The sequence below is a fragment of the Thermococcus sp. genome (genome assembly GCF_015521605.1).
Classification (GTDB): domain Archaea; phylum Methanobacteriota_B; class Thermococci; order Thermococcales; family Thermococcaceae; genus Thermococcus.
Genome location: NZ_WANV01000016.1, coordinates 66,157 through 72,877, shown reverse-complemented (window position 1 = coordinate 72,877; position 6,721 = coordinate 66,157). Strand labels below are relative to the sequence as shown.

Annotated in this window: 6 protein-coding genes and 1 pseudogene; 4 read left to right on the top strand and 3 right to left on the bottom strand. The window is 55.9% G+C overall.

The window, feature by feature from the left end:
* Positions 1-395, top strand: a pseudogene (locus F7C11_RS02890) (50S ribosomal protein L11 methyltransferase); the annotation flags it as partial.
* Positions 396-446: 51 nt separating this feature from the next.
* Positions 447-1,715 (top strand): ATP-binding protein, encoded by a 1,269-nt coding sequence (locus F7C11_RS02885; protein WP_297090758.1) that lies wholly within the window; start codon positions 447-449, stop codon positions 1,713-1,715.
* On the opposite strand, the gene F7C11_RS02880 is transcribed toward F7C11_RS02885, so the two are convergent.
* Positions 1,716-3,041 (bottom strand): TldD/PmbA family protein, encoded by a 1,326-nt coding sequence (locus F7C11_RS02880; protein WP_297090783.1) that lies wholly within the window; start codon positions 3,039-3,041, stop codon positions 1,716-1,718.
* 10 nt (positions 3,042-3,051) lie between these two features.
* Positions 3,052-4,419: a TldD/PmbA family protein gene (locus F7C11_RS02875; RefSeq protein ID WP_297090756.1), complete on the bottom strand. Its 1,368-nt coding sequence runs from the start codon at positions 4,417-4,419 to the stop codon at positions 3,052-3,054.
* 130 nt (positions 4,420-4,549) lie between these two features.
* On the opposite strand from F7C11_RS02875, the gene F7C11_RS02870 reads away from it, so the two are divergent.
* Positions 4,550-4,912: a cupin domain-containing protein gene (locus F7C11_RS02870; protein WP_297090754.1), complete on the top strand. Its 363-nt coding sequence runs from the start codon at positions 4,550-4,552 to the stop codon at positions 4,910-4,912.
* Positions 4,897-5,592 (top strand): amino acid racemase, encoded by a 696-nt coding sequence (locus F7C11_RS02865; RefSeq protein ID WP_297090752.1) that lies wholly within the window; start codon positions 4,897-4,899, stop codon positions 5,590-5,592. Before F7C11_RS02870 ends, F7C11_RS02865 begins: the two co-directional genes overlap by 16 nt.
* Here the strand turns inward: F7C11_RS02865 and corA are convergent.
* Positions 5,589-6,569: a magnesium/cobalt transporter CorA gene (gene corA / locus F7C11_RS02860; protein WP_297090750.1), complete on the bottom strand. Its 981-nt coding sequence runs from the start codon at positions 6,567-6,569 to the stop codon at positions 5,589-5,591. The two genes, F7C11_RS02865 and corA, sit on opposite strands and share 4 nt — an antisense overlap.
* Positions 6,570-6,721: the final 152 nt, after the last annotated feature.

Sequence of the window (6,721 nt, the reverse complement as noted above, 5' to 3'; positions counted from 1 at the left end):
CGAGGAAGGCAAAGCTCGTATTCGCCTGCGACATCAACCCCTGGGCCGTCCGTTACCTTGAGGAAAACATCAGGCTTAACAGGGCCAACAACGTCGTGCCCATCCTCGGAGATGTGAAGAAGGTCGCCGGAAGGGTGAAGGCCGACCGCGTCATAATGAACCTCCCCAAGTTCGCCGACCGCTTTTTGAGGGATGCGATGCTGAGTGTCAAGCTCGGAGGGGTAATCCACTACTACGGTTTCGGCCCTGAGGAGGACCTCTACTCCGAGCACGAGGCCAAGATAAAGGCAGTGGCGAGGGAGCTTGGCCTCATTGTGGAGTTCATCGACCGGAGAAAGGTGCGCCCCTACGCGCCGAGGCAGTTCAACATCGCGATAGACTTTAAGGTGGAGTGATGTTTTCTGCATAGAACAATCTTTTTAAATAGAATGTTTTATGTGTAAAACATGATTGAACGCGCAACCTGGGAGGAAGTAATTTCGGACTATTTGGAGCTGAGGATGGAATACACCAAACGAGAGGTCGAGGTTAAGCTCCCTAAGAGCCGTGCCCTGGCCATTGTCGGGCCGAGACGTGCTGGGAAGACGTTCTTCCTCTTCCAGCTGTGGGACGAACTCGATCCTGAGAGAAGGAGAAGCCTCTACGTAAACTTCGAGGATCCGCGCCTCGTTGGGGCAACCGCCGAGGACCTAATGGAAATGCTGAGGATCTACCACTCCCTGACCTCCGTCCCCAAAGGCGAGAAACTCCTTTTCCTGCTCGATGAAGTCCAAGTGGTTGATGGCTGGGAGCGTTTCGTCAGGTACGCCCTCGACATGGGTCATAGAGTAATCCTGACGGGTTCCTCCTCAAAGCTCCTCTCAAAGGAGATAGCGACCGTCCTGAGGGGGAGAGCTATAACGGTGAACCTCTATCCCTTCTCGCTCTCCGAGGTGTTGGGGGTCAAGAACCTTAAAAAAGCCCTCCTGGGGCTGGAGGCAAGGGGAAAGCTCATGGGAGTCATTAGGGACTGCCTCGAATGGGGCTCCTATCCAGAGGTGGTCTTCCAGCCGGAGCTCAGGCGCGAGATTCTGCGGGAGATACTTGACGTCACTATTTACCGCGACATCGTTGAGAGGTGGCGCGTTGACAACCTTAGGGCCCTCCGCTTCCTCTTCAAGCTCCTGGCCTCGTCAAGCCACACCTCGGTAACCAAGCTACACTCCACTATGAAGAGCTTTGGCATAGCGGTCGGAAAGCCAACACTGGCCAATTACGTTGAGTACCTAAGCGACGCTTTGGTAGTGTTCCCGCTCAGGGCGCACGTGAAGTCCGAAAAGAAGAAAGAACTCCTTGGATTCAAGCCGTACTTCGTTGACAACGGTCTTCTCAAGGTTCTCGGAGTTAGTGACCGCGGGAGACTCTTGGAGAACCTCGTATTCACCGAGCTCCTCAAACGCGGCCTCAGGCCAAACGAGGACATCTTCTTCTACGTAACCGGAAGTGGCAGGGAGGTTGACTTCATAATCCCCGGAGAGGAGCTGATACAGGTCTCGTGGAAACTCCATCCTGAGAACAGGGAAAGGGAGCTGTCGGCACTCATTGAAGCATCTGCAGAGACAGGAATTGAGGAATTGACGGTCGTCACTTGGGAAAGATATCCAGAGGGGAAGCTGGAAGTCGCGGACCGTGTTATTCACCCTATTCCGATAGAAAAATGGATAGAGAAAGGGTAGTCACTTCCCCGCTATCTTCACGTTCTCGAACTTGATGAAGGGCGTTATGATAGTGGTCATGAAGGGCATTACGGTCTGCTCCTTGGTTACCTCGGTGGCGCTCTTCAGCAGTTCGTAGACGTTGCCGGCTATGAGAAAGACGCTCGCGCCCTTGACCTCCCCGTCCTCGATGAGGAAGGCAGGGTTTGCAGTCACCGCGAAGTTTCCGTTGTCGGGGTTGCTTGAATGCGCACCCTGGAAGCCGTCCACGAAGTAGCCATGTTCGATTTCGGAGATCATGTCCTCCAGCGAGCGCTTGCCGTTCTCAATGACCATGCTGTGGAACCCGATGTTTATTCCACCGGTTCTGGGATCCCTCTTCCCGTTCCCGGTGCTCTCGGTGCCGTAAACTTTGCCCCAGTAGTTGTCCCAGACGAAGCCCTTGAATGTCCCGTTCTCGATGAGGACGTTCTTCCTCGTCGGCACCCCTTCACCGTCCGCTATAACCGGCTCAATGGCGAGGGGATGGAACGGGTCATCGTACATCGTGAGCACGTCGCTGGCTATCTTTTCTCCGACCTTCCCTGCCAGAGGTGTCGTTTCCTTGACGAGCCTCTCACCGCTGAAGGCCGGGAAGAGGGCATAGCTGAAGAGGCCCGCTATCGCCCAGGGGCCGAGGATCACTGGCACTTCCTCGTTCTTGCTCCCCTTGACGCTGTACGCCCACTTGACCTTCTGGACTGCCCTCTCCACGACTCCTTCGACGTCGAGGTTTAAGTCCCTGCGCGCGTCGAAGTCGAAGATTCCCGGCGTTACGACATCGCCCTTCCTGCCGACCAGTTCCAGGAACAGGAACGCGGCCCCGCCCTCCTGGAAGACGTCTATCCCGTGGGAGTTGAGTATGTGTCTCTCCTCCCAGGAAACACCGCCCTCGCCGCCTGCCACGATGACGTTCTCGTCCTTCTCGCGGGCGAGCTTTATTCCATGAACGAGCATCTCGACGAGTCTATCGGGGGAGGCCTCCTTCAGCTCGTGGTTGGGCCTTGGCTTCTCCCTGTACTTCCCCGGCTCCGGCAGGGAGACCCATTTCTCGTCCGGGGAATTGAGTCTGGCCATCTTTGCCGCCTGCTCTATCGCCTCCCTAATCTTCCCGGGTTCGTCGCTGTCGACTATGGCCAAACCGAGGCGCTTGTCCTTGATCCCGCGGATTATCGTTACCGCGCCGCTCCTCGTGGAGGCCATTGAAATCTCGTTGAGCTCGACGCTTGCGCTGACGTCCTTGGAGCGGTAAAGGGCAATCTCCAGCTCATCGAAAAACTTCTCGCCGTACCTTATGAGTTCCTCCATCTTCACCACCTCACCCGATGAGGATTCCTCCGTCAAAGCGCATGTGCGGGCCGCCCGAGCTGACGAAGGCCGTCTGTCCCTTTCCACAGAAGCCGACCTCAAGACCGAAGTCCTTTCCAACGGCGCTTATCTTCTTCAGCGCCTCTATGGCAACCCCGGTAATGGACGTGTCCCTTATCGGCTCGGCTATCTCGCCGTTCCTGATGACGTAGCCCTCCTGCACGCCGACCTGGAAGGCGCTGTTGAGCTGGGCCTGGCCTCCCCTGAAGTCAACGACGTAGTAGCCGAACTTGATGTCCTCTATGAGCTCCTCGAAGGAGTGGTCACCGGGCTCGAAGACAGTGTTCCTCATCCTGATTATCGGCGGGTAGCGGTAGCTTTCAGCCCTCGCGTGTCCGTTTGGAGTCATGCCCCACTTGTGGGCGTACTCGCGGTTGAGCATTATCTCCTTCAGGATGCCGTTCTCGATGATGCGTATGTCCCTTACAGGGACGCCCTCATCATCATAGCGGTCGTTTCCAAAGCCACCTTCAACGTGGCGCTCGCTCATCGTGACGTATTCCGGTGCGATCTGCTTGCCGATGAGGTCCTTGAAGGGCGAGTTTATCGTCAGGTCAGCCTCCGCGAGGTGGCCGAGTGCCTCGTGGGCGATGATGCCGACGACTATCGGGCCAGCTACAATCGGCCACTCGCCGCGCTTTGGCGCAACGCCCTTGAGCTGGCTGTGCATCTTCCTGAGGAGCCTCTCGGTCACCTTCTCGTTCGGCTCGTGGTCGGTCATGAGCTCCCAGCCGTAGTCAACGGCCCCGATGCTGTCCCTGGCCATGGCCAGCTTTCCGTCGGCCTTTCCGGTGACGTAGGTTCCCTGGTAGAGGTAGTTGTAGTCCCACTCTATCCTCGTCCCCTCGTTGGTGAGGAGTATCTTTTCGCCGCTTCCGTCCTCGTAGCGAATCTGGACGCTCTTAACGGCCCCATCTTCCTTCAAAAGCCTCTCAAGCTCCCGGAGGTGTTTGACCTTCTCCTCTATGTCAACGTCCCTCGGCTTGACCCTCATCCTGCTCTTCACGAAGTCCTCGACCGGCTTTATCTCGGCCAGCTCTATTTTCTCCTTCTTGGTCTCGGCGGCAGCTTTGGCCAGCTTATAGGCTTCCTCGATTTTCCTCTCAAGGTTTGAGAGGTCGCTCGTCGAGGCGAACCCCCATGCCCCGTCGGCCAGAACCCTGATGGCAACACCCCTGTTCAGCTTCCCTGTAAAGCTGGTAAAAACGCCGTCTTTGAGGGCTAGGGTTGTTTTTCTCAGGTTCTCGTAGCGGAGCTCTATGTAGTCCGCTTTCAGGTTCTCCTCCGCCCATCGGAGGGCTTTTTCCAGTGCTTCCATGGTCACCACCGTTTCTATTTGTTCACTCGTGTCTCTGCATCTTGATATAAAAGTCTTTTGAGTGTTTCGATGGGGGTCGAAAGGATAAAGCTTTTCAACTCTGGGGGCTATCTACCCCGGGGGATGCGGGATGAAAGCCGAGATCAAAAACCTCATCGACCGGGGAACTTATCGAAAGCTCCCGCTCTTCGAGGGCGAACTGCCGGAAGGCTCTTACGCCCAGATAGTCGAGGTTAAAGCGGGACAGACAGTCAAAAAGCACTATCACATCCACCAGTACGAGCTGTTCTACATAATAAGCGGCGAGGCAAGGCTCGGCATCGGCGATAATGAGTATCTCGCAAAGCCCGGGGACATATTCCTCGTAAAGCCGAAAACAGTGCACTGGGTGGTCAACGAACGCGATGAGCCCTTCCGGCTATTTGTGGTGAAGCTGAACTACTACGGCGATGATTCCGTTTGGCTGGAGGAGGGAGGATGGAGCGGGTCATAGGCATTCTCGGCGGGATGGGCCCGCTGGCAACGGCGGAGCTCTTCAGAAGGATAGTTGAGAAAACGCCCGCAAAGAGAGACCAGGAGCATCCGAGGATAATCATATACAACGACCCCAAAATTCCAGACAGAACGGCCTTCATTCTCGGGAAGGGGGAAGACCCACGGCCGGCCCTGGTCGAGGGTGCCAGAAAGCTCGAAAGCTGGGGAGCAGATTTTATAATAATGCCCTGCAACACGGCACACTTCTTTGCTGAAGACATCCGGAGGGCGATAAAGGTTCCCCTCGTCAGCATGGTGGATGCAACCGCCGAGAGGATAGCCGGGATGGGCCTCAAAAAAGTCGGCCTCCTCGCGACCGACGGCACGATAAAGGGCCTGGTGTACCACCGTTCCCTCCTGAGGAGGGGAATAGGAATCGCAGTTCCCGATGAAGAAGACCAGGAACTCGTCATGAAGGCGATATACGATGGCGTGAAGGCCGGAAACCTGGAGCTCGGGAGGAGGCTTCTCCTTGGGGTGGCAGAGAGGCTTCAGCTCCGGGTTGACGGGATAATAGCCGGCTGCACCGAGGTCAGCGTTGCACTGAGGCCCGGGGATCTAACCGTGCCCCTGATCGACCCCCTCGACGTGATAGCCGAGAAGGCGGTGAGGCTCGCCCTCGGCATTGAGGATTTCTAAATCCACCTCTTTTTCCTGAAGTAGATGAGCATCCCGAGGGCTATGGCAAGCATCAGCAGGAGAACAAGGGGATAGCCGTATCTCCAGTAAAGTTCGGGCATGTATCGGAAGTTCATCCCGTAGAGGCCGGTTATGAAGGTCAGCGGGATGAATATTGTCGAGACCACAGTGAGGATTCTGATTATGTCGTTGGTCTTCATCGAGATGGTCGAGTAATAAAGCTCGACTAGGCTGTTGGCGAGCTCGCGCTGGCCTTCGAGTATCTCCAGAACCTCAAGAACGTGGTCGTGGAGCTCTTCAATGCAGCTCCGGGTTTCCCACTCAAAGAACTCCTTTCCCTCAAGCTGGAGCCTCCTGAAGGCCTCAAGCAGGGGAAAGACTGTGCGCCTCATGAAGAGTATCTCCCTTCTGAGGCCGTGTATCCTCCGGAGAACGCTTTCATCACCCCTTGAGAGTATCTGCGCCTCAAGCTCTTCCATTCTGGAGCTTATGCGCTCGATTATCGGCACGTAGTTTTCCACTATCGCCTCAAGGAGAGCGAACAGCAGGTAATCTGGCCCCCGATCCCGCAGAAGGCCCTCACCCTCACGGATGCTTTCCCTGATCTGGTCAAAAACATCGCCCGGCCTCTCCTGAACTGTCACCACCAGGTTGCCCTTCAGCAGAAGCCCTATCCTCTCCCTCTTCAACCCGCCCTCTATCTCGTACACCTGATGGAGAAGGAGGAACAGGTAGTCCGGAAACACGAATACCCTGGCACGGGAACCTGCCCTCCTGAGGGTCTTCATCGAGCGCTCGTGAATCCCCAGGGCGTCCATCACCTCGGGAACTAGGGACGGCGTGTCAACGTTCATCCAGATGACATCGTAACCTTCAATTGTTATGGCTTCCTTTACGCTGGAGACCTTCATACTGATGAACTTATCCTTTGAATAGGCGATGACGGTTATCTTGGGGACATCGGAGTCGCCGGTCATTTTACCATCCCACCCCGGGGCAAGAGGGATCATCGATGTTGGATAGAACTCCCATGAGCTTCACCCAAAAGAAATAGGGCGGTTGGTGAATTATAGTTTTCGGAAACCGCAACCCCTTAAAACCCTCCCGCGAATTTAACCCGGTGGTGAGT